Origin of the sequence: Paenibacillus sp. Marseille-P2973, assembly GCF_018101095.1 — a bacterium.
Classification (GTDB): Bacteria; Bacillota; Bacilli; order Paenibacillales; family Paenibacillaceae; genus Fontibacillus; species Fontibacillus vini.
This window is the reverse complement of sequence record NZ_JAGQEH010000008.1, coordinates 1-19,257: the sequence shown is the minus strand read 5'-3', so window position 1 is coordinate 19,257 and position 19,257 is coordinate 1. Positions and strand designations below refer to the sequence as shown.

Here is a 19,257-nt window from a genome sequence, read left to right as displayed (position 1 = left end):
TTGCGTTACTATGCCACAATCGGGACGGTTTCATCCCGGAAGGAGGGGGCTTGGAGCCGGAGCTTTACTTCGCTCCGGCATGGCTCTCTTCGCCGTGCCAGAGCTGGCGGAAGCTGGGGCTCACGGCGAGCAGCTGCTCCGCCGTGCCTTCGGCTTCAATCGTGCCGTCCTTGAGCACGATAATGTGGTCCGCGTGCGAGAGCGCGGCCTTGCGGTGCGACACGACGAGGCAGGTGGCCTCGCCCCTGTCGCGGAAGAGCCGCTCCCACAGCTTACGTTCGGTTTCGACGTCGAGCGCGCTCGACAGGTCGTCGAACACGTACAGCTGTGCGTCGCGCACGAGCATCCGGGCGGCCGCGGTCCGCTGGACCTGGCCCCCGGAGAGCTTCACCCCGCGCGGCCCGACCATCGTGTCGAGGCCGTGCTGGAGCTGCGCCACGTCGTCTTCCATGACGGCGGCGTGCAGCGCCTGCTCCAGGCTGCCATCGGTGCCCGGCAGCCCGAGCAGGATGTTGTTCCGCAGCTTGTCGCTGTACAGGCGTGGAATCTGCGCTGTATACGCGCTCTGCGGCGGAACGAAGAAGTCCGCCGGCGCCTCCACGCGCCGGCCGTTCCAGGCGATCTCGCCGCCTTCGGCCGGCAAGAGGCCGAGCAGTGCGCGCAGCAGCGTCGTCTTCCCCGAGCCGATCATGCCGGTGACCACGGTGAACGATCCGCGCTCAAGGCGCAGATCGATCCCCTGGATGCCCCGGCCCGTCTCGGGGTAACGGTACGTCAGGCCGCGCACCTCCAGGACTTGCAGCGGGTCCGCCTGTACCGTCCCCGCTACATCGGCGCCGAGTCGGTCCTCCTCGCGCCTAGCTTTCACCCCTGTCGCCGCTTTCACCCCCGTCCTCTTCGTACCGCCAACGGTCGTCCCAGCGACAGCCTCGCCGCCTGCATTCCCGCCACGCACGCTCCTAGTGCCCGCACTCCCGGCACCCGCGGCAGCCGCAGCTTCACGCCGCTTGCCGAGCCCGATGAAGGCCGGCGCGGTCAGAATCCGGGCGGACGCCCCTTGCAGCATATCCTTCAGCCGTCCGAAGCTGATGGCCATCTGCTTATAATAGGTCATGAAGTTACCTACATTCGAAATCAATTGGGTAACGAAGGTCAAATAGTAAATAAATAAGGACAGGTCGCCGACCGTAAACGAACCGCTGCGCATTTTATAACCGGCAAGCACGAGAATCAGGCCGGTCCCAAGATTTACGGAGTTCGTGAACACCGATGACAAGGCTTCGGTAATCAGCTTGTCTTTGACCATCGATTGGCGGCGTTCATCGCTTAACCGTTCAAAACGGCGCACGATCCGCGTCTCGGCCCCGGCGACCTGGATCGCCTGGACGTTGGAGAACATCTCGCTGATCGAGCTCGTGACCTTGGCCGTCGCGGCCCGGCTCGCCGCGCGGTACTTCTGGACGCGCGTCGTGGCGATTTGCGCCGCCGTAACGACCAGAATCAGCGGCACGAACACGAAGAACGTCATCTGCGCATCGATAGAGATCAGAATATAACTCGAGACGATTACGAATCCAATCAGCCCGAACATATCGACAGACCAGCTCATCGCTTCTTCCGTATGATCGACGTCGTCGCGGAAGTTGCTGATCGCTTCCCCGGGAGAACATGGAATCGCTTTGGCGCCGGGCTCCTTCAGCACATGGGCCAACATGTTTCTCCGCAGTAGGGTGCTAATCCGGAACCGGAAGTTGGCGTCCGTCCAGAAGCCGCCGGCGATCAGCGCGATTCGGGCTAGCGCGGCGCCTACCAGCAGGGCGGCGATCCCCCAAATTCCGTAAGGGAAATCATAAGTGCCCTCAAGGTGGTCAAAGAAAGCCTTCGTAATCAACCCCGGCAGCAGCGGGGCCATATGTATGACCATCCACGCAAACAGGTTGGAGAAATAGAAGACAGGGCGATAAAGGAGTAATCTCCAGAAAAAATGTCTTGTATTCATGCCAGCACCTCCTCAAGCCCGACGGCCAGCATCCGGCTGAACCGGGACTGCGGATCGCGAGCCAGTTCAGCCCGAGGGCCGTTTTCCACAATCTGCCCGTTCTCCAGAATTAAAATCTGATCGGCCCGTTGTACCGTTGATAGACGGTGAGCGATCATAATGCACGTCCGCTCCTCCAGAAGCCGGCTGATCGCCGCTTCGATCCGGTTCTCCGTTAATGGATCAAGCCGCGAGGAGGCTTCGTCCAGAATGACGAGCCCCGGATCGCTCAGGAATACCCGGGCGAAGGCGAGCAGCTGGGCTTCACCAGCCGACAAGCTTCCTCCGCCGGAGGCCAGCACCGTGTCCAGGCCATCCGGAAGCGAAGCGAACCACTCTTCCAGGCCCAGCTCTTTCAGGACGGAGAGAATTTCAGCATCGCTAATCTCTTCATCGAACAGGGAGAGGTTGTCGCGCACGGTACCTTCCATAATCTCAATATTTTGCGTCACCATGGCTACGCCGCTGCGCAGTTCATGGAGCTTGCAGTCCCGGATATCGACTCCGGACAGCTCGATCGATCCCTCTTGGGGATCATAGAAGCGCAGCAGCAGGCGGGCCAGCGTCGATTTGCCGCTGCCGGTTCTGCCCAGGAGTCCGAGCGTTTGGCCCGGCTTCAGCGATAGGTTCAAGTGGCGCAGCGTCGGCTCGCCATCCGCCTCGTAAGAGAATGTCAAACCGTTAAATTGCACGGACAGCGGCCCTGCGGGAAGCGGGGCTCCCGGGCCGTCGGTGATCTGCGGCTTCGTGCTAAGCAAATCGCGGACACGGATCAGGCTGGCATCGGCTTTTTGCAAATCCTCAAGCTGGGTGCGGATCTTCTCGATTGGCTTTGCCAGCAGCTCCGTATAATAGAAGACCAGATAGACGGATCCGATCGTGAGCTCGCCCCGTTTCCAGAGCCAGGCGCAGACGAGGAAGGCGGCGGCATTCCCGAGGGCGAAGACGAAGATGGTAGTGCTCCACATCATCCCGAAGCCCATGAAAGCCCGGATGCGTACGGGCAACATCCGCCGCGACAGGTCGTAAAAACGATTCATGACATAGCCGGCCGCCCCGTTGGCGCGGGTATCTTCCGTTCCTTCCAGATGCTCGCCGATAAAGCCGTACAATTCGGCGTTCTGGGCGCGCCATTTCGTCCAAACCGGTACGGTGAACTTGCGGATCCACTGGATGGCAAAAACAGCTCCTACCACGAATAGGGACATCGCTGCGCCTATCCAAATATTTTCACGGAATAACAGAAGTAAAATGCCTAACATGAGTAAAATGTTGCCTAGCAGGTGGATCATAAAGCTGGAGAAAAAGTTGGCTAACGCGTTGACGTCGCCGTCGACCCGTTCTATCAAGGTGCCTGAGGTGTTAGATTTGTGGAAGGTCATGTCGAGCGAGAGGCAGTGTTCAACGAGATCGGCCCGCAGCCGATTGGTCGTCGTCCAGCCCAGGTTTTCGCTGTAATAGGCCGCGCATACGGAAATCACTTGCTGGATCAGGGAGAATCCGATAAAGATGGCGGCAGCATAATAAAGCGCATTCAAGCTGCCTTCGCCTTGAGCCGTATCGATGAAATAACGGATCACCTGCGGATTCACGAGCTGCAGGGCGATGGACACCAGCAGCAGCACCGCTAACCAAATCAGCAGCCTGCGTTGAGTAAATACGTACCGGCCCAGCATTTCCCGGTAATGGCCCAAGGATTTCGTCCTCGTCCTTCGTTTGTTGTTTTCGTTCGGTTCATTTGATTGTTCAGCCAAGCCGGACACCCCTTCCATTCATGCATCGATGTACATTCAATCTAGGAGCGTCAATTTTATGCCCGTTCCTAATATTCTCCAATTTATTTTATACAAAAACATATGTTCGTACAATAGGATTTCAGCAGCAAAATAAAGAGCCTCTTATAATAATTTAAATTTTAAAACGGTTGACAGTGTGAAAATACGCACGGTATAATTCAATCTAATTGATAATGAATATCATTATTAATTGTTCATCGTCTGTCCTGCCGGCAGCGAATCACTTGGGCTTCCTCCAGGCCAGAGGAGGCAAAGTAAGGACGATCTCATAATGAAGAAAACTCTCACCATTCTAATAGCACTATTAATCGTACTCTCTATTACATCCCTGTTTATCGGAGCTTCCAGCATGTCACTGTTTGACCTGTTCGGGCCGGAAGGCGGGGAAGCTTGGGAACTGCTGTGGATCAGCCGGATTCCCCGGCTAGTCAGCATCATTATCGCCGGAGTCAGCATGAGCATCGTCGGTTTGATTATGCAGCAACTGACCCGGAATAAATTCGTGTCGCCGACGACGGCGGGCACGATGGACTCCGCCAGCTTCGGCATTATGGTGGCCCTGCTGCTGTTTACATCGGCGGGAGCGCTCGTCAAAATGTCCATAGCCTTTGTCTTCGCCCTTCTCGGAACTTATATATTCATGGCAATTCTGAACCGGGTGAAATACAAGGACACGATCTTTATCCCGCTCGTCGGGTTAATGTTCGGCGGAATCGTCAGTTCGGCAACTACTTTTTTTGCGTATAAATACAATTTGATTCAGAGCATGTCCGCGTGGCTGTATGGGGATTTCTCCATGATCATGCAGGGCCGTTACGAGCTGTTGTTTATCAGCGTGCCTCTAGTGGCGGTTTCCTATATTTACGCCAACAAGTTTACGGTCGCGGGCATGGGCGAGGAGTTTTCCGTCAACCTCGGTTTGAATTACAAGCAGGTCGTCAACATCGGGTTAGGTTTGGTGGCGCTCGTTACTTCGGTCGTCGTGCTGACGGTCGGGTCGATTCCTTTTCTAGGATTAATTATTCCAAACCTGGTCACGATATTCCGCGGAGACAACCTGAAGGGAAACCTGACTTACACGGCTTTACTGGGCGCAGTCTTCGTTCTGGCATGCGACATTCTGGGACGGTTGATCATCTATCCGTATGAGGTGTCGATCGGACTGACCGTCGGGGTTATCGGAAGCGGTATCTTCCTGTATCTGCTGTTGAGGAGAAAGACATATGAGCAATAAAACCAAACTATGGATCCTTGCCGGTATCGCCGTTCTGCTTGCCGTCGTCTTTATGACGATCGAGGCGGGCGGACATTGGGATTACATACTGCCAAGACGGGGCAGAAAACTGATCGCCATTCTCCTTACAGGAACAGCCATCGCTTTTTCTACCGTGGTGTTCCAAACGATTACGAACAATCGGATCCTGACGCCGAGTATTATCGGTCTGGATTCACTGTATATGCTCCTTCAAACGGTGATCGTTTTCCTGATCGGGGGAACGGCCTTAACCATGATGAGCAAAAATTTGCGCTTTGTACTGGCGGTCGGACTGATGGTCGTGTTCGCCATGCTGCTGTACAGAATGCTGTTTCGCAGGGAAGGGCGTAACATTTATCATCTGCTGCTGATCGGGCTCATTTTCGGAACTTTTTTCTCGAGTGTGACCTCGTTCCTGCAAAAGCTGATTGATCCGAATGAATTTCTGGTCATCCAGGATAAAATGTTCGCCAGCTTCAATAATGTCAATTCCGATCTGCTTTGGCTGTCGCTCGTCGGCGTGATGCTTGTGGCGCTTTATTTTGCGAGGTTTACCAAGTATCTGGATGTGCTTGCTTTGGGTCGGGATCATGCCGTCAACCTGGGCATCAGTTATGAATATGTCGTCAAGCGGATGCTGATCGTCGTCGCTGTCCTGATATCGATTTCGACTGCCTTAGTCGGACCGATTACTTTTCTGGGGCTGCTTGTGGCCAATGTGTCTTATCAGTTCCTGAATACTTACCGTCACAAAACGTTGATCCTCGGCGCTTCCCTGGTCAGCTTTATCGCCTTAACCGGAGGTCAGTTGATCATCGAGAGAGTGTTTACCTTCTCCACTTCGCTAAGCGTCATCATCAACTTTATCGGCGGGGTGTACTTCATCTATCTGCTGCTAAAGGAGAATAAATCGTGGTAAAGGTCAGAGGAGTTTCCAAACAATATGGCGGTAAAAAGGTCGTCGACAATGTCTCGCTGGAGATCGCGAAAGGAAAGATTACTTCCTTTATCGGGCCGAACGGGGCGGGGAAGAGCACGTTGATGTCCATGATCAGCAGACTGATTGCCAAGGACGAGGGCGAAGTCTTGATCGAAGACCGTGAAATCGGGCAATGGAAAAGCGGGGAACTTGCCAAAAAGATTTCAATTCTTAAGCAATCCAATCACATCAATATTCGGTTGACGGTGCGGGATCTCGTAAACTTTGGGCGTTTTCCCTATTCGCAGGGACGCTTGAATAAGGAAGACGAAGCCTATGTAGACGAGGCGATTCGCTATATGCACCTTGAAACGATGCAGAATAAATTCCTCGACGAACTCAGCGGGGGTCAGAAGCAACGGGCGTTCATCGCCATGGTCATCGCGCAAAACACGGAGTACGTGCTGCTCGACGAGCCGCTCAACAATCTGGATATGAATCATTCTGTGCAAATCATGAAGGTACTGCGCAGATTGGTCGATGAGCTTGGCAAAACGGTAGTGCTGGTGATCCACGACATCAATTTTGCCTCCTGCTATTCCGACTATATTGTCGCGCTGAAGGATGGCAAGGTGGTCAAGGAAGGCACGACCGATGAAATTATCGAACCGTCCGTGCTGCGTGAAGTTTACGATATGGAAATTCCGGTCCAGGAGATCGGCGGCAACAAAATATGCGTGTATTTTGCTTAAGCATTCTTTCGAAATGACTTTAAATTGTGAAAATATGGGGGAATTCAGGTGAATAGCAAAAAGTTAGCGTTAATGTTTACTACTCTGGTTATGGTTCTTGTATTGGCCGCTTGCGGAGCGAACAAAAATAGCGGAAACAATGGCGGCAACGCTGGAGCTACTGGAAGCACGGATACTACGCAGCCGGCAGCTGCCGCGCCAGCCGAGGATGAAGAGCTTACGATCAAGCACAAGCTGGGCGAAGCCAAGGTCAAAAAGAACCCGGCCAAAGTGGTTGTGTTCGACATGGGCGTGCTGGAAACGCTCGACAAGCTTGGTGTGGAAGTGGCGGCCGTACCACAAGCCAGTTTGCCTACCCATTTGAAGAAATACGAAGACGGCAAGTACAAAAATGCGGGTACGCTGTTTGAGCCGGACTTTGAAGGCCTGAATGCATTGGACCCGGATGTCATCTTCATCTCCGGCCGTTCTTCCGAGGCTTATGAAGAGTTGAACAAGATCGCTCCAACGATCTTTATGGGCGTAGATACTGCCAATTATATAGGCTCGTTCACGGAAAACGTGAAAACGCTCGGCGAAATTTTCGGCAAAGAGGCTGAAGCAGAACAAGAGCTTACGGCGATTAACGATTCGATCAAAGCTTTGAACGATGTGGCGACTTCCAGCGGGAAAAAGGGGCTTGTTATCCTGACGACTGGCGGCAAAGTCAGCGCCTATGGACCGGGCTCGCGCTTCGGAATCATTCATGATGTTTTCGGTATCCCAGCAGTCGATGAAAATCTTAAAGCCGATACGCACGGGGACTCCATCTCCTTCGAATTCGTAGCGGAGAAGAACCCGGATTATCTGTTCGTCGTAGACCGCGATGCTGTCGTAACTGAAGAAGGCAAGCAAGCCGAACCGGCCGCTAAGCTGGTTGAGAACGACCTCGTGAAAAAGACGAACGCCTACAAAGACGGCAAGATCGTCTACCTGGACGCTAACTACTGGTACCTTTCCGGGGGCGGCCTGTTGTCCGTACCGGAAATGTTGAAAGAAGTGCAAGAAGGAATTCAGTAATATAACGCAGGCCATATCTGTGATGCAGCAAGCAAGCCCTACGCTCTTATGCGCAGGGTTTGCTTTTTTGCGTTTGGGCTTTGTCTTACTTATCAGCCTTGGGTCCGCTTGGAATATTCACCGGGGATTACTTATATAATGGCAGTGAGAAATCGGAAGTCAGGAGTTCGAGCGTTCATGATTTCCTCATCTAACCTTCATGCACTTTTTCATGCGGGCATGGTAGAATTTAATTCAGAACTTAGATTAAGTCTAAATACAATATCAAAGCCGAAAGGATGATTTATAGATGAACAGCAACAACAGATTGACGACGAATCAGGGAGCGCCAGTGGGAGATAATCAGAATTCGCGGACGGCAGGACAACGCGGTCCGACTTTGTTGGAGGATTACCATCTGCTGGAGAAGATCGCGCATTTTGACCGGGAGCGTATTCCGGAACGGGTCGTTCATGCGAGAGGAGCCGGCGCTCACGGGGTGTTCGTTACGGAGCGGAGCATGTCCGAGTTTACTAAGGCGCATTTCCTGCAGGAGGCTGGCCGCGAAACTCCGGTGTTCGTTCGGTTCTCGACCGTTATCCACGGTCAGGGCTCGCCGGAGACGGCGCGCGATCCTAGAGGCTTCGCGGTAAAGTTCTACACGGAGGAAGGTAACTATGATCTCGTCGGCAATCATCTGCCGGTATTCTTTATCCGCGATGCGATCAAGTTCCCGGATATGGTTCATTCACTGAAGCCTGCGCCGGATACGAACATTCAGGATCCGGCCCGGTACTGGGACTTCATGTCCCTGTCGACCGAATCCACCCACATGATGACCTGGGTGTTCTCGGATAACGGGACGCCGGCGAACTACCGGCAAATGGACGGCTTCGGAGTTCACTCCTTCAAGTGGATCAATGCGGAAGGCAAGATTACTTATGTGAAATACACCTGGAAGTCCAAACAGGGAGTCGTCAATCTGTCGGCGGATGAGGTGCGTGAAGTACAAGGGCGAGACTTTAACCATGCGACACGGGATCTGCATGATCACATCGAGCAAGGGAACTTCCCGCAGTGGGAGCTGAATGTGCAGTTGATGCCGGTAGAGGATCTCGATCTTTGGAGCTTCGATCCGCTGGATCCGACGAAGGTATGGCCGGAATCGCATTATCCGCTCATTCCAGTCGGCACGATGACCCTGAACCGCAATCCGGTGAACTTCTTCGCCGAAGTAGAGCAATCGGCATTTTCTCCAAGCGTACTGGTTCCGGGTATTGAACCGTCCGAAGATAAGCTGCTGCAAGGCCGGCTGTTCTCTTACCCGGATACTCAGCGTTACCGGCTCGGCGCGAACTATCTGCAAATTCCGGTCAACTGCCCGTATGCGCCGGTCCGCAATCATCAGCGTGACGGCTTGATGAATGTCATGCAGGATCCGTCGCCGGTTAATTATGAGCCGAACAGCCTGGAAGAAAGTCCGAAGGAAGACCCGCGTTACCAGGATAGCGTCGTTCCTGTAACCGGGCATATCGGCCGCGAGAAAATCGCCAAGACCGATGACTTTACGCAAGCCGGCGAATTGTATCGCAGCTTTACTCCTGAAGAGCAGGCTAACCTGATCAGTAACCTGGTGAACGATCTGCGGCAGACGACGGAACAAACCCGGCTGCGCGCCATCTGCAACTTCTTCCGCGCCGACGTCGAGTACGGCATGCGCCTTGCGCAAGGATTGGGCGTGGACATCAGCGGTTTCATTCCGGCCGCTCCGGCTGCGGGAAGCCAAGAACAAGAGGCATAAACGGGATTGAAATCAATATGAAGAATAGAAAAGACGGAATCCGTGAAGGGTTCCGTCTTTTTTTGCAGTAATGTTATATAAGGGACCTCCTGTTAAGAGAAGATTCAAAACGGAAAGGGTGGGAATATGATCTCGAACAACTCGAACAAATCGAACAAATCGACTGACAGTCCTGTTATCACCGTTAGAGATTTAAGAATGAGATTTTCGGACAGATACGTCTTGAACGGCATCGATCTGGATGTGAACCCCGGTCAAATTATCGGATACATCGGCCCTAACGGGGCAGGCAAGAGTACGACCGTTAAAATTATGCTTGGCCTGGTGGAAGGCTATACCGGCGAAGTCCGGGTTTTCGGCGAAAGCCCGAGCGACGGGGGCGTGGATTACAAGAAGCGCATCGGCTATGTGCCGGAGGTTGCAGAAGTGTACGATACGTTGACGGCACGAGAATATTTAACGTTTATAGGCGAGCTGTACGGCCTGAAGCCAGCGGATGCGGAGAGCAAAGCGAGGCGACTGTTGGAGATGTTCGGGTTGAAGGATGTGTTTAACGTCCGGATCGCTACCTTTTCCAAAGGAATGAAACAGAAGGTGCTGATTATTTCCAGCCTCCTGCATAATCCGGATATTCTGTTTCTGGATGAGCCGTTAAGCGGCCTGGATGCCAACAGCGTGATGGTGGTGAAGGAAATTCTCGCCCTGCTGGCTGCCCAAGGGAAAACGATCTTTTATTCGTCTCACATCATGGACGTCGTGGAAAAGATCAGCGATCGCATCATTCTGTTGGACGGAGGGCGCATTGTGGCGGACGGCAGCTTTGAAGAGCTGAAGGGACAGAGCCAAGAGGGGTCGCTGGAGCAGATTTTTAATCAGTTGACCGGATTTAACGAGCATCAAGAGATCGCGGAGCAATTTGTGGCGATCGTGCAAGAGGTGTAGCCGATGAAAGAGATGAGAACGTTATGGGTGCTGGACCGGTTCAAAGGCGTCTTCGGAAAATTTGGAGTAGATTACCCCGTGATGCGCCGCATTCTCCAAATCAAGCTGACGATGGACGGTAGAAGAGTGCCCACTATTATCGGCAAGGCCAGGAACAAAGATCAGGCTGACCGCGGAAAGATAAACGGAACGGAGAAAAACCAGTTTTTCAGCTCTTTGTGGCTGTATCTGATTTTCGGTGCGTTCAGCTCCATGTTTGTGGGGCTCGGCGACAACTTTATTTTTCAGATGAGCCTGATTTTCGGCATATTCATGTTTATGATCATGACCTCACTGATTTCAGATTTCTCATCCGTGCTGCTGGATATCCGGGACCGGAACATTTTGTCCACGAAGCCGGTGAACCGCAGAACGATTGCGATGGCCAAGATGCTGCATATCTGCTTCTATATGTTTTTCCTGACAGGGGCAATTGCGATCGTTCCGCTGGGTGTAGGACTCGTCCGGCATGGAATAGGATTCTTTCTGCTGTTCGTGGCCGAGTTAATTTTGATGGACCTCTTAATCGTCGTGATTACGGCGTTGATTTACCTGGCTGTGCTTAAATTTTTTGATGGCGAGAAGCTGAAGGACTTCATCAACTATGTGCAAATCGGACTCACCATCGTTATCGCGCTGGGGTATCAGTTGCTTATCAGGCTCTTCGACTTTGTTGATTTGCAGCAAGCGGTGTTTCAGCCGAAATGGTGGCAATTTGTCATCGTCCCGGTTTGGTTCGGCGCGCCGTTTGAGACACTGCTGCACGGAGACAACAGTATATCGTACCTTTTGTTTTCGCTGCTGGCTTTATGCGTGCCGATCCTGACATTTCTGTTGTACATTAAACTGATGCCGTCGCTGGAAAGGAATTTGCAAAAGCTTGCTGACCCGGGGAGCCGTAAAAAGGAAGGCGCCGGAAAATGGCTGAAATCCATTTCACATTTGCTAGGCTCAAGTCCGCAAGAAGAGGTATTTTTCAGATTTGCCTGGACGATGATGGGGAATGAACGGGAATTTAAGCTTAAAGTGTACCCCTCTATCGGCTTCTCGCTGATCTTCCCTTTCATCTTTTTGTTTACGAGCGGCAGGGAACGCGGATTATCCGGATTACCGGGGACGAAGCTGCATCTGTTCATTTACTTTTGCGCCCTGTTGGTTCCGAACGTCATATTGATGCTGAAATATTCGCGCAGCTACAAGGCGGCATGGATTTACCGGGTTCTGCCGATCGGCGATCGCGTTCCGGTATACCGGGGAACCCTGATGGCGGCTGTGGTCCGGCTCATTTTGCCTCTGTATGCGGTAGAGGCCGTCGTGTTTGTCATCCTTTTCGGGGCCGAAATTGTACCCGATTTGATTGTGGCCGGCCTCGCTATCTTAGCCTATTCCGTGCTTAGTTTTGCTTATCTGAGCAAGGCGCTGCCATTCTCCGAACGGTTGGAAACAGCGCAGCAGGGTGAAGGTATGCGCATGATTCCGCTGATGCTGCTTCTGGGGGGCTTCGCTCTGGTGCATTATGCGGCGACTTTGGTCAGCTTTGGCGTATATGTATATGCAGCGTTGCTGCTTGCGGCCAACTGGGTTTTATGGCAAAGAGCATTTTCCGTTAAATTGCCGTGAGGGAGCCCGTGCAACACAAATTAGGATTTTTTACGAAAAAGGCAGAGGTTATCCCACAAATTCACATTACTTAAGCGGGGGTTGGAAATGGACACATTGACTAAAGGCTCGGGGCAGGAACGACGCCAGGCCGGGCCTAGAATCAGCCGGGAGAAGGCAACCGTCGGGCATATGATTTTGATTTTTTGCAAAGGAAAGCACAGAGAGGTTACGAAGGAAGGCGGTTTATGCCAAGATTGCCGCGAGCTGCACCGTTATGCGATGAACCGGCTGACTTACTGCCGTTTCGGGGAAGAGAAGTCCACCTGTGTGGACTGTCCGGTTCATTGCTATGCTCCGGATCCCCGAGAAATGATTAAGGAAGTAATGCGCTATTCCGGTCCCCGCATGCTGTGGTCCCACCCCGTGCTGACGATCCGGCACATGCTGGACGGACGGAAATCCAAAGCAGTGACTAGCTGACACATTTTTTTCACAACCCTACAAATAAGAAGCAAAGTCGCGCCAGCACTGGGCTTTTAGGACTTTGTTCACTAATGTGACATCTATCATGTGATTCTTGTCACAAAATTATTACTTTTTACCCGTCTATCTTCATAATTCCGTGATAGAATTCACATTAGTTAAGAATTAATCTTGTTTGAAGAAAGTAGGGAAGAAAAATTATGGATCCGTTAGTGCTTGCGAGACTTCAATTTGCGGCGACGACGATTTTTCACTTCTTCTTCGTGCCTTTGTCCATCGGTCTGGTTCTTCTGATCGCCATCATGGAAACGATGTATGTCGTCAAAGGCAAAGAGGAATACAAGAAGATGGCAAAGTTCTGGGGCAAGCTATTCCTCATTAACTTTGCGGTGGGCGTCGTCACGGGGATTATTCAAGAATTCCAGTTCGGCATGAACTGGTCGGACTATTCACGGTTTGTAGGCGACGTTTTCGGAGCGCCTCTGGCGGTGGAAGCCCTGTTTGCTTTCTTTATGGAGTCTACTTTTATCGGATTGTGGATCTTCGGTTGGGACCGCTTGTCCAAAAAAGTCCATTTGCTCTGCATTTGGCTGGTAGCGCTCGGAACGACCATGTCGGCGTTCTGGATTCTGGCCGCCAACTCGTTCATGCAAAGACCGGTTGGCTTCGAGATCAACAACGGACGCGCAGAAATGAATGATTTCTTCGCCTTGATCGGCAACGGCCAGTTGTGGGTAGAATTTCCGCATACCGTGCTCGGTGCATTCGCCACCGGCGCGTTTATGATTACCGGCATCAGTGCCTATAAATTGTTGCGTAAGCAGGATGTTCAATTTTTCAAAAAGTCGTTCACGATTGCGGTCATTGTCGGCCTGGTGGCTTCTTTCTCCACCGCGTTGTTCGGGCACCAGCAGGCGCAATATCTGGTAGAAACGCAACCGATGAAAATGGCGGCTTCCGAAGGCTTGTGGGGCAAGAGCGGCGACCCTGCACCTTGGACGGTTTATGCACATATCGATTCTGAAAATGAAAAGAACAATTTTGAAATCAAGATTCCTTATCTGCTCAGCTTCTTGTCGTACAGTTCGTTCTCGGGCGAAGTCAAAGGCATGCATCAGCTGCAGGCGGAGTATGAACAAACTTATGGTCCCGGGGACTATATTCCTCCGGTACGCACGACCTTCTGGAGCTTCCGGATTATGATTGCCGCCGGATGTCTGATGATTGTGCTTGGGATGTACGGCGCCTATCTGGCATGGCGCAAAAAACTGGAGCAGCCGAATAAATTTTTCTACCGTTGCATGCTTTGGGCGATCTCGCTTCCGTTTATCGCCAATACGGCGGGCTGGGTTATGACAGAATTCGGGCGTCAGCCTTGGACGGTATTCGGATTGATGCAAACGAAAGACAGCATTTCGCCAAGCGTTACATCGGGGCAGCTGCTGTTCTCCCTGATTGCTTATTGCTTAATTTACACTGCATTGGCTATCGTGATGGTTTACCTGTTCGTGAAAACAATCAAGAAGGGTCCGAACGCCATAGCCGCTTCTGATGACCATTCGTCAGATCCATTCTCGAAGGAGGGATACCACCATGTCTCTTAATGAACTCTGGTTTGTGTTAGTGGCCGTATTGTTCATCGGTTTCTTCTTCCTTGAAGGATTTGACTTCGGGGTCGGAATGAGTACCCGTTTTCTCGCCAAGAATGATATGGAGCGCCGCGTCCTGATTAACTCGATCGGTCCGTTCTGGGACGCTAACGAGGTGTGGCTGCTGACCGCCGGGGGTGCGATGTTCGCGGCATTCCCGAACTGGTACGCCACCATGTTCAGCGGATACTATACTCCGCTCGTAGTTCTTCTGCTTGCCTTAATTGCGCGCGGGGTAGCGTTTGAATTCCGCGGAAAAGTCGACAATGGAAAGTGGAAGGGAACGTGGGATGTCGCTATTTTCCTCGGCAGCCTGCTGCCTCCGTTCCTGCTCGGCGTCGTTTTCTCCGGCCTGCTTAAGGGCTTGCCGATTGACGGCGACATGGAAATGAAGGCTGGACTGTTCGATATGGTTAATATATATACATTAGTAGGCGGTATTACCGTAGTTGTGCTTTGCCTGGTGCATGGCCTCATGTTCACCTCGCTGCGCACGACCGGAGATTTACGGGATCGCGCCCGGAAGCTGGCACATAAGCTGCTGATTCCGCTGGCCGCCTTGTTCGTCATCTTTGCTGTCATGACTTACTTCCAGACGGATGTATTCGAAGTTCGAGCTTTGCCTCTCGGTTTGATGGCCGTAGTGGGTCTGGTCTGCTTCCTGCTTGCGGGAATGTTCATGACCAAGCGCAAAGACGGGTGGGCATTCGGCATGACGGGCGCTCTGACCGTGCTTTCGATCTCGGGCGTATTCGTCGGGTTGTTCCCTCGGGTGATGGTCAGCTCGATTAGTGAGGCATTTTCGCTTACGATTCATAACGCGGCCTCCGGTCATTACTCGTTGAAGGTTATGACGATCGTTGCTTTGACACTGCTGCCGTTCGTACTGGGATATCAGATCTGGAGCTACTTTGTTTTCCATAAACGTGTTCACGAAAAGGAGCATTTGGAGTACTAATGGGCCAGGGACTAATGAAATACAAAGGGATCAAGCCGGTAATGGCCGTTATGGCGGGCTTGACCCTGATTCAAACAATAGCAATTATATTGCAGGCTAAATGGCTGGCGGAGGTCATCTCCGCCCTGTTTGCCGGCGCTAAGCTGCAGGAACAGGCCGGTGGAATCGGCATGTTCCTGCTTGCTTTTATGGTCCGGCAGGGATGTGGAGTGCTGATGCAGAAGACGGCCTACCGGTTTGCCGAGCAGACCGGGCAATCCCTGCGGAAGCAAGTGCTGTCCAAGCTGTTTGAACTTGGGCCCCGGTTTGCCGGGCAGGAAGGTACGGGCAATCTCGTTACCCTCGTTCTTGAGGGCGTAACGAAATTTCGTAACTACCTGGAGCTCTTTCTGCCGCGGATGCTGGCGACGGGGATCACCCCGGCGCTGGTTTGGCTGTACGTCTTTACCCTGAACAAAACCTCGGCGGTCATCTTATTGGTGACGTTGCCGATTCTGATCATTTTTATGATTCTGATCGGTTTGGCTGCCCGCAAACAGACGGAGCGGCAATGGCAAACTTACCGTACGCTGTCGAATCATTTCGTCGATTCGCTGCGCGGGTTGGAGACGCTGAAATTTCTGGGGCGCAGCAAAACGCACATTGATTCCATCGAGCGGGTCAGCGATTCCTATCGTTCTGCAACGATGCGGACGCTCCGCGTGGCGTTTCTGTCTTCGTTTGCGCTGGATTTCTTTACAATGCTGTCCGTAGCCTCCGTGGCCGTAAGCTTGGGACTGCCGCTGGTAGAGGGCCGGATCGAGCTGCTGCCCGCGCTGACGGTGCTGATTTTGGCGCCGGAGTACTTCTTGCCGGTGCGGATGGTCGGCGCGGATTATCACGCGACCCTCGACGGCAAAGAGGCTGGCGCAGCGATGGAATCTATCATCGCCGCAGCGGAGGAAGAGGCGTCTAAGACGGCGCCGGTTCCGGCGGGAGCCGATTTGCGCTGGACGCCGCAAAGCACATTGGTGCTGCGGGGATTGGGCGTGAAACATGAGGCTGAGGAAAGCCAGGCTGATGGTGGCCAAGGTGAAGATGATGCGATAGAATCGGGAGCCAAGCCTTCCTTGGAGGGCGTGGATTTGGAGATTCGCGGAATGGGCCGGATCGGCGTGATCGGCGAGAGCGGCGCCGGCAAATCGACCCTGATCGATGTGCTGGGCGGATTCCTGCGCCCGACAACAGGAAGCATTGAACTGAACGGTACGGTGCTTGGCGATTTGAGCCCGGAGGCGTGGCGGGAGCAGATTACGTATATTCCGCAGAAGCCTTATATTTTCAGCGGCTCGCTGGCGGATAACATCTGCTTCAACAAGCCGGATGCTTCATCGGCTGAGGTGGAGCAAGCCGCGGAGGCCGCCGGACTCGGCGCGCTGATCCGCAGCCTCCCATGTGGGCTGGACGAGCCTATCGGCGGCGGCGGACGCCCGCTTAGCGGCGGTCAGGAGCAACGCGTGGCGCTGGCTCGGGCGCTGCTGAGCGAACGGCCGGTCATCCTGCTTGATGAACCGACGGCGCATCTTGATATCGAGACGGAATATGAACTGAAGGAGACGATGCTGCCCCTCTTCGAAGGGAAGCTCGTCATTCTGGCAACCCACCGTCTGCATTGGATGCAGGACATGGAACGGATCATTGTCATGGAGCAGGGGCGGGTTGCCGAAACGGGCACGCATGAAGAGCTCTTGGCACGCCAAGGCGCTTATTATGAATTGACGGCATTGCAGCGGGAGGGATTGCGATGAAGGCTCAGGGACAGCAGAGACAAGAACCGTGGATTACTCCTTATTTCCGGATGTATAGCGGCCGGTTTGCTCTTTACCTGATTCTCGGCGTAATGACGCTCCTCGCGGCGTCGATGCTGATGTTTACCTCCGGCTTTCTGATCTCCAAATCGGCGACCATGCCGTACAACGTCCTGCTTGTATATGTGCCGATCGTCGGCGTTCGGGCCTTCGGTATAGGGCGCGCCGTGATCCATTATGTGGAGCGATTGGTCGGTCATGATGCGGTGCTGCGGATTCTCTCCAAAATGCGGGTCCGTTTGTACCGCATTCTCGAACCGCAAGCTTTGTTTATCCGGTCCCGCTATCGGACCGGAGACATTCTCGGGGCGCTGGCCGATGATATCGAACAATTGCAGAATGTCTATATACGCACGGTGTTCCCGAGTCTCATCGCCTTGGTGCTCTATGCCGCGGCGGTGATCGCGCTCGGCTTCTTTGACTGGACGTTTGCTTTATTGATCGCCTTGTATATTTTCGTTCTTGTTGCCGTCCTGCCATATATCTCGCTGAAGCTGACCCGGAGGATGGACACGGAAGTGAAGCGGGAGCGGAACGGCTTGTACCAGAAGCTGACCGATGCCGTGATGGGCATCGGTGACTGGGTCATCAGCGGAAGATCGGACGATTTCCTGCGCGAGTACGAACGGGATGAAGCCGCCGTCATGCGCAAGGAGCGTAAGCTCAGATCCTGGGCCCGCTGGCGGATGTTAATCGGCCAGTTGGTGGTCGGACTCGCGGTCGTATCGATGATTTATTGGGCTGGCGGCCAAGCGGCGGACGGGCGAATCGACTATACGCTAATCGCTGCTTTTGTACTGGTTATTTTTCCGCTGGCCGATGCGTTCCTCCCGGTGTCGGAGGCGGTTCAGCGCCTTCCCGAATACCGGGAGTCCTTGAACCGGCTCGATCGGATTTCGGGTGGCGGGCATGCGGGAGGCGATGGCGGCGGCGATAACTCCATTTCGCCGGAGACGATTGCCAAGGCCGCTTCCAGCGCGCACCTGAAGCTGGAGCGTGTCCGCTTTGCCTACGGAGCCGAAGACGGCAATTCCGTTGACGGCGTAACGCTGGACATTCCCCAAGGCAAGCGTGTTGCGGTGATCGGCCGCAGCGGAGCGGGCAAGTCGACGCTGCTGAAGCTGATCCAGGGGGCTATCGCGCCTTCGGAGGGCGCGGTTACGATTAACGGAATGCCGGCCGCCGATTTCGGCGATGACGGCATTCCGCGGATCATCTCCGTGCTGAACCAGAGCCCGCACTTGTTCGACACCACGGTGGCGAACAATATCCGGCTCGGGCGTCCGGACGCGGAGATGGAGGAGATTGCCCGCGCGGCAGAGCAGGCGCAGCTCGGCGGGCTGGTCGCCGGTCTTCCGCGTGGACTGGACACGCCGATGCGGGAGACCGGCCAGCGTTTCTCCGGCGGGGAGCGGCAGCGCGTCGCCTTGGCGCGCGTCCTGCTACAGAACACGCCGGTGCTGATCCTCGACGAGCCGACCGTCGGGCTCGACCCGCGTACCGAGCGTGAGCTGCTGTCGACCATATTCCGGTCGACGGCGGGCAAGACGCTCGTGTGGGTGACCCACCATCTGGTGGGAGCGGAGGAGATGGACGAGATCATCTTCATGGAGCACGGCCGCATTCTGATGCGCGGTACCCATGCCGAACTGATGGAACGCGAACCGCGGTATCGCAACCTGTACCATTTGGACCGCCCGGGAGAATAAGTGGATTGGTAATCGGTCCGGCGGTTCGATTACCGAGCCGATCGCCGGACAGATCGCCGGACAGGTCTTCGGGCCGATCGTCGAACAGATCGCGGGCCAGATCGCCGGCCAAGGCCTTAACCGCCTTTCCGGCGCGCGGTGCTTGGTCACACGGTGACGGTCAACCCAACCGTATATTAAGTGTAAAATCTGCAGCTATTTTTAGCCCGAGAGAATAAATCGGAGAATTAACTGTAAAAACTCCCGCTAATTTCACTCGTTTGAGCCCAATTCGGCTAAACTGGTGATATTACATGTAGGTTTGCTCTTCTGTCAACAAAGTGGACACCCTTAAGCTGTAAATTGGTAGTACATCTGTTCAAAGCGCACCGGTGACATGTAACCAATTGTGCTATTTGAGCGCTTGCGGTTGTAAAAGAACTCAATGTA

Annotated in this window: 14 protein-coding genes; 12 read left to right on the top strand and 2 right to left on the bottom strand. The window is 53.8% G+C overall.

All coding sequences use genetic code 11. The features are described from left to right. Positions 1 to 64: 64 nt before the first annotated feature. Positions 65 to 1,999, bottom strand: a complete 1,935-nt coding sequence (locus KB559_RS16225; RefSeq protein ID WP_211022992.1) for an ABC transporter ATP-binding protein — start codon at positions 1,997 to 1,999, stop codon at positions 65 to 67. After that, positions 1,996 to 3,714, bottom strand: coding sequence for an ABC transporter ATP-binding protein (locus KB559_RS16220; RefSeq protein WP_247681902.1), 1,719 nt, complete (start codon positions 3,712 to 3,714; stop codon positions 1,996 to 1,998). The genes KB559_RS16225 and KB559_RS16220 overlap by 4 nt, the downstream gene beginning before the upstream one ends. Positions 3,715 to 4,105: 391 nt before the next feature. On the opposite strand from KB559_RS16220, the gene KB559_RS16215 reads away from it, so the two are divergent. The 12 genes from KB559_RS16215 to cydC all read left to right on the top strand — a co-directional run bounded on the left by KB559_RS16215 (position 4,106) and on the right by cydC (position 18,828). Continuing rightward, on the top strand, positions 4,106 to 5,068 hold the full coding sequence (locus KB559_RS16215; RefSeq protein WP_211022990.1) for an ABC transporter permease: 963 nt from the start codon (positions 4,106 to 4,108) through the stop codon (positions 5,066 to 5,068). Beyond that, positions 5,058 to 6,008, top strand: a complete 951-nt coding sequence (locus KB559_RS16210; RefSeq protein ID WP_211022989.1) for an iron chelate uptake ABC transporter family permease subunit — start codon at positions 5,058 to 5,060, stop codon at positions 6,006 to 6,008. Before KB559_RS16215 ends, KB559_RS16210 begins: the two co-directional genes overlap by 11 nt. Beyond that, positions 6,002 to 6,760: an iron ABC transporter ATP-binding protein gene (locus KB559_RS16205; RefSeq protein ID WP_211022988.1), complete on the top strand. Its 759-nt coding sequence runs from the start codon at positions 6,002 to 6,004 to the stop codon at positions 6,758 to 6,760. The genes KB559_RS16210 and KB559_RS16205 overlap by 7 nt, the downstream gene beginning before the upstream one ends. A 72-nt stretch (positions 6,761 to 6,832) precedes the next feature. Further along, complete coding sequence (locus KB559_RS16200; protein ID WP_211023176.1) at positions 6,833 to 7,819, top strand: siderophore ABC transporter substrate-binding protein; 987 nt, start codon at positions 6,833 to 6,835, stop codon at positions 7,817 to 7,819. A gap of 289 nt (positions 7,820 to 8,108) precedes the next feature. Next, a complete protein-coding gene (locus KB559_RS16195; RefSeq protein WP_211022987.1) occupies positions 8,109 to 9,599 on the top strand; it encodes a catalase in 1,491 nt (496 codons plus the stop codon). 126 nt (positions 9,600 to 9,725) lie between these two features. Next, complete coding sequence (locus tag KB559_RS16190) at positions 9,726 to 10,541, top strand: ABC transporter ATP-binding protein (RefSeq protein ID WP_211022986.1); 816 nt, start codon at positions 9,726 to 9,728, stop codon at positions 10,539 to 10,541. A 3-nt stretch (positions 10,542 to 10,544) separates the two neighbouring features. Beyond that, complete coding sequence (locus KB559_RS16185; protein WP_211022985.1) at positions 10,545 to 12,200, top strand: hypothetical protein; 1,656 nt, start codon at positions 10,545 to 10,547, stop codon at positions 12,198 to 12,200. Between the two features lie 87 nt (positions 12,201 to 12,287). Then, positions 12,288 to 12,662: a nitrous oxide-stimulated promoter family protein gene (locus KB559_RS16180; RefSeq protein ID WP_211022984.1), complete on the top strand. Its 375-nt coding sequence runs from the start codon at positions 12,288 to 12,290 to the stop codon at positions 12,660 to 12,662. A gap of 203 nt (positions 12,663 to 12,865) precedes the next feature. Then, the gene (locus tag KB559_RS16175; RefSeq protein ID WP_211022983.1) at positions 12,866 to 14,269 is read left to right on the top strand and encodes a cytochrome ubiquinol oxidase subunit I; all 1,404 of its coding nucleotides are present in this window, start codon (positions 12,866 to 12,868) and stop codon (positions 14,267 to 14,269) included. Beyond that, positions 14,259 to 15,272 (top strand): cytochrome d ubiquinol oxidase subunit II, encoded by a 1,014-nt coding sequence (cydB, locus tag KB559_RS16170; RefSeq protein WP_211022982.1) that lies wholly within the window; start codon positions 14,259 to 14,261, stop codon positions 15,270 to 15,272. Before KB559_RS16175 ends, cydB begins: the two co-directional genes overlap by 11 nt. Continuing rightward, complete coding sequence (cydD, locus tag KB559_RS16165) at positions 15,272 to 17,059, top strand: thiol reductant ABC exporter subunit CydD (RefSeq protein ID WP_211022981.1); 1,788 nt, start codon at positions 15,272 to 15,274, stop codon at positions 17,057 to 17,059. The genes cydB and cydD overlap by 1 nt, the downstream gene beginning before the upstream one ends. Continuing rightward, positions 17,056 to 18,828 (top strand): thiol reductant ABC exporter subunit CydC, encoded by a 1,773-nt coding sequence (gene cydC, locus KB559_RS16160; protein ID WP_211022980.1) that lies wholly within the window; start codon positions 17,056 to 17,058, stop codon positions 18,826 to 18,828. The genes cydD and cydC overlap by 4 nt, the downstream gene beginning before the upstream one ends. Positions 18,829 to 19,257: the final 429 nt, after the last annotated feature.

What these genes read in the sequence shown, in the direction of transcription:
- KB559_RS16225 (WP_211022992.1), bottom strand. Translation starts at nt 1,999, where the DNA reads ATGAATACAAGACATTTTTTCTGGAGATTACTCCTTTATCGCCCTGTC.
- KB559_RS16220 (WP_247681902.1), bottom strand. Translation starts at nt 3,714, where the DNA reads ATGCTGGGCCGGTACGTATTTACTCAACGCAGGCTGCTGATTTGGTTA.
- KB559_RS16215 (WP_211022990.1), top strand. Translation starts at nt 4,106, where the DNA reads ATGAAGAAAACTCTCACCATTCTAATAGCACTATTAATCGTACTCTCT.
- KB559_RS16210 (WP_211022989.1), top strand. Translation starts at nt 5,058, where the DNA reads ATGAGCAATAAAACCAAACTATGGATCCTTGCCGGTATCGCCGTTCTG.
- KB559_RS16200 (WP_211023176.1), top strand. Translation starts at nt 6,833, where the DNA reads ATGTTTACTACTCTGGTTATGGTTCTTGTATTGGCCGCTTGCGGAGCG.
- KB559_RS16195 (WP_211022987.1), top strand. Translation starts at nt 8,109, where the DNA reads ATGAACAGCAACAACAGATTGACGACGAATCAGGGAGCGCCAGTGGGA.
- KB559_RS16190 (WP_211022986.1), top strand. Translation starts at nt 9,726, where the DNA reads ATGATCTCGAACAACTCGAACAAATCGAACAAATCGACTGACAGTCCT.
- KB559_RS16185 (WP_211022985.1), top strand. Translation starts at nt 10,545, where the DNA reads ATGAAAGAGATGAGAACGTTATGGGTGCTGGACCGGTTCAAAGGCGTC.
- KB559_RS16180 (WP_211022984.1), top strand. Translation starts at nt 12,288, where the DNA reads ATGGACACATTGACTAAAGGCTCGGGGCAGGAACGACGCCAGGCCGGG.
- KB559_RS16175 (WP_211022983.1), top strand. Translation starts at nt 12,866, where the DNA reads ATGGATCCGTTAGTGCTTGCGAGACTTCAATTTGCGGCGACGACGATT.
- cydB (WP_211022982.1), top strand. Translation starts at nt 14,259, where the DNA reads ATGTCTCTTAATGAACTCTGGTTTGTGTTAGTGGCCGTATTGTTCATC.
- cydD (WP_211022981.1), top strand. Translation starts at nt 15,272, where the DNA reads ATGGGCCAGGGACTAATGAAATACAAAGGGATCAAGCCGGTAATGGCC.
- cydC (WP_211022980.1), top strand. Translation starts at nt 17,056, where the DNA reads ATGAAGGCTCAGGGACAGCAGAGACAAGAACCGTGGATTACTCCTTAT.